Genomic DNA, 2,301 nt, shown 5'->3' with positions numbered 1-2,301 from the left:
GAGCCTATCCCAAAACCTCTCCAGTGTGACCAGAAGCCGAGTTTCTTCAAGAAACCAGGTTTCTATCGCGGAGGTTTTGGGATAGGCCATTAGTCGCAAGCTTTCACAGCAAGGTGAACCGTCCCGGATTTTTTATAACTGAGGAACTGTACCACGATATACTTCAAAAAGCTGGGGAATAGAAAAAGAAAGGTAGAAATAATTAAAAAATATCTGGTACAGGAAGGCAAGATAAAAATAGAGAGATTAAAGGTTAAAAAAGGTTAAAAAGCGATGGTGAGGATAGACCTGTTGCGTCTAATAAGACAAAAGAAGGGAGAAAGATAAATCGAAGGGTGCAGCTTCAGAAAAATCAGGAGGCAGATAGTAGTGGCTCTGCAATTCCTGTCAATAGGAGGGTAAAAAAAATGAGACCATATCAATTTATCGTAGATGAAAAAGAGAATCAAACGGCGACTATTATTGATATTAATGATTTCAGGCAGATTCAAAAGTTCCTTAAAGAACCGCAAGATTCTGATGGCCTTATCTTTGAAGCCAGAAAGAATGAAGAATCAATCCCCATAGAAAAATGTGATGAAATCTTAGAAAGGATTCGTCAAATTAAAACTACACGTAACTACTCAGGCAGATAGGCTGAAGGCTGAAGACTGAAGGCTGAAGTTCAATCATCTACTCACCACACTTGTCCCTAAAGGCCTTCCACCCTCAGCCTATCCACCTGAGTAGTTACAACACATATAAATAAGGGGGGGCAGAAGCACCATGAATCTTTCTGAACTAAAGCACTGTATCAGGGAAGTTTTAATGGAGGAGGCCGGGTTCGGTGATGTCCGGCTGGCCGATAAGTGGGTTGGAGGCGAGATCGTTCTTGTGACCAAGGACCCGTCGCTCCAGGAAAAACGGATGCCGATTAATGCCTTTTTTCATAAGGTCGTTCTCGTTAGAGAAAAACTGCGGGTCATGGAACAGCGAATAAATTCTTCATCCCTTTCTGATGCAGAAAAGGTTCAGCTTCAGCAATATATTACCAAAATCTACGGAAGCCTGACTACCTTCAATATCCTCTTTAAAGACCAGAAGGATAAATTCGTGGGGGAGAAAGCCTGATACGAAGGCGGAATTCAGAAGGCGGAAGGCGGAGGGGTGCTCGGCATTGAATCATAAATCCGCCCTCCGAAATGGAAAGGGGGTTATCTTTGACGCCAGTGGCCGGAGTAATTCTATTTATTTTCGGGACGGTGGTAGGCAGCTTTTTGAATGTTTGTATCTATCGCCTTCCCTTAAACCAATCTATTATTCGACCCCGTTCCCATTGTCCAAACTGTGGCGCAAAGCTTAAGGCCATAGAAAATATCCCCCTGATCAGTTTCCTATGGCTGAAAGGGAGATGTGGCTATTGTGGGGCCAAGATATCCTGGCGCTATCCCATCATTGAACTCTTAACCGGTCTTATTTATCTGTTGGTCGGATGGCGATTAGGCATGTCCTACCATCTGTTTTTCTCCCTTTTCTTTGTTTCAGCGCTGATAGCTATTACCTTCATTGACCTGGAACATTTTCTTATTCTTAATAAGATCACCTATCCTTCTATTATCATAGGGCTGCTGGCCACTCAAATCCCTGGGCAGATGCCTCTCCGGTCGGCCTTAATGGGTATGTTCCTGGGCGGGGGGATAATTTACCTCCTATTAGTCATAAGTCCCCTCATCTTTGGCAAAGAAGGTATGGGCGGGGGAGATGTGAAACTGGCTGCCTTAATGGGGGTCTTCCTGGGCTGGCCAAAGGTTTTTCTGGCCCTATTTTTGGGGGCCGCTATTGGCGCCGTGGTGGGACTATCTTTAATTGGCCTGGGACGAGCCAAGCGGGGTGAATATATCCCCTTTGGCCCTTTTCTTTCTCTTGGAGCTATAATAGCTTTACTTCTGGGGGATGAAATAATCGGATGGTATCTGGGGATTTCGGATTTCGGATTTCGGATTTCGGATTTTGCCGATTTCGGATTTCGAGGCGCAGTTTGAAAATTTGTAACTATTCAGCCACTAAGGCACAAAGATACCAACTCGATGCTCGATGCTCGATGCTCGATCCTCGATGCTGGATCCTTTACCTGCATCAAGCATCCAGCATCGAGCATCAAGCATCCAGCCTCATGGGATGAACGGTTACAAGATTTTTTGTAACCGTTCAGGTATAGCTGCACGGATTAGCACGGATAAATAACACAGGACAGAAGGCGGAAGTGTAGGGACAGGGCTTGTCCCTGTCCGTGCTTGTCCATGTCCGTTCCGTAGACGGACA

At 45.1% G+C, this 2,301-nt stretch carries 4 protein-coding genes; all 4 read left to right on the top strand.

Annotated elements, in window-relative coordinates; genetic code table 11:
- Positions 1–407: 407 nt before the first annotated feature.
- The 4 genes from AB1797_13955 to AB1797_13940 all read left to right on the top strand — a co-directional run bounded on the left by AB1797_13955 (position 408) and on the right by AB1797_13940 (position 2,223).
- Entirely contained in the window at positions 408–635 is a 228-nt protein-coding gene (locus AB1797_13955) for a hypothetical protein (protein ID MEW5768691.1), read from the top strand.
- Positions 636–765: 130 nt separating this feature from the next.
- A complete protein-coding gene (locus AB1797_13950; GenBank protein ID MEW5768690.1) occupies positions 766–1,110 on the top strand; it encodes a hypothetical protein in 345 nt (114 codons plus the stop codon).
- A gap of 71 nt (positions 1,111–1,181) precedes the next feature.
- Entirely contained in the window at positions 1,182–2,021 is an 840-nt protein-coding gene (locus AB1797_13945) for a prepilin peptidase (protein ID MEW5768689.1), read from the top strand.
- A gap of 52 nt (positions 2,022–2,073) precedes the next feature.
- The gene (locus tag AB1797_13940; protein MEW5768688.1) at positions 2,074–2,223 is read left to right on the top strand and encodes a hypothetical protein; all 150 of its coding nucleotides are present in this window, start codon (positions 2,074–2,076) and stop codon (positions 2,221–2,223) included.
- Positions 2,224–2,301: the final 78 nt, after the last annotated feature.

Source organism: bacterium, assembly GCA_040753085.1.
In the GTDB taxonomy this organism is placed as follows: domain Bacteria; phylum UBA9089; class JASEGY01; order JASEGY01; family JASEGY01; genus JASEGY01.
The sequence above is the reverse complement of the archived record's forward strand: the minus strand, read 5'-3'. Positions and strand labels throughout refer to the sequence as shown.

Coding starts and splice junctions, on each gene's coding strand:
- AB1797_13955 (MEW5768691.1), top strand. CDS start 408: ATGAGACCATATCAATTTATCGTAGATGAAAAAGAGAATCAAACGGCG.
- AB1797_13950 (MEW5768690.1), top strand. CDS start 766: ATGAATCTTTCTGAACTAAAGCACTGTATCAGGGAAGTTTTAATGGAG.
- AB1797_13940 (MEW5768688.1), top strand. CDS start 2,074: ATGCTCGATGCTCGATCCTCGATGCTGGATCCTTTACCTGCATCAAGC.
- AB1797_13945 (MEW5768689.1), top strand. CDS start 1,182: ATGGAAAGGGGGTTATCTTTGACGCCAGTGGCCGGAGTAATTCTATTT.